Origin of the sequence: Streptomyces sp. NRRL S-350, assembly GCF_000719705.1 — a bacterium.
In the GTDB taxonomy this organism is placed as follows: domain Bacteria; phylum Actinomycetota; class Actinomycetes; order Streptomycetales; family Streptomycetaceae; genus Kitasatospora.
Genome location: NZ_JOHO01000206.1, coordinates 1 through 411 on the forward strand (window position 1 = coordinate 1; position 411 = coordinate 411).

Genomic DNA, 411 nt, shown 5'->3' on the forward strand with positions numbered 1-411 from the left:
CCCGGGGTCGGGACCCTCCCCCCCCGCCTACCCCCCCCCGGCCCCCGGCCCCCCCCCCCCCCCGCCGCCCACCCGCGGGCCCCCTGGCCGCCGCCCAGCCGGCGGAGGCCCCGGAGCTCCCGGAGGGCCCCGTGCCGCCCTACGCCTCGCCGTCCGGATCGGGGGCGGCCTCCGCTTCGGCCTCGCCGTCGGGCGCCCCGGCCGCCTCCCCGGCTCCACCTCCTGCCGGGGACGCCCCTGCTCCGAGCCCGGCCCCCACCGCGGACGCCGACGCCCAGGCCGCCCCCGACCCGGACGCCGACGCCGCGGCCGACGCCGGGGGAGCCCCGGCGGTCACCGACCCGCTGCCCGACGCCGAGCCCACCGTCCCCACCCCGGCCCCCACCCTGACGCCGACCTGGCCCCCCACCC

General features: G+C 86.1%; 1 pseudogene. It reads left to right on the plus strand.

The window, feature by feature from the left end:
- Window positions 1–131: 131 nt before the first annotated feature.
- Window positions 132–411 (plus strand): annotated as a pseudogene (locus IF30_RS48485) (hypothetical protein); the annotation flags it as partial.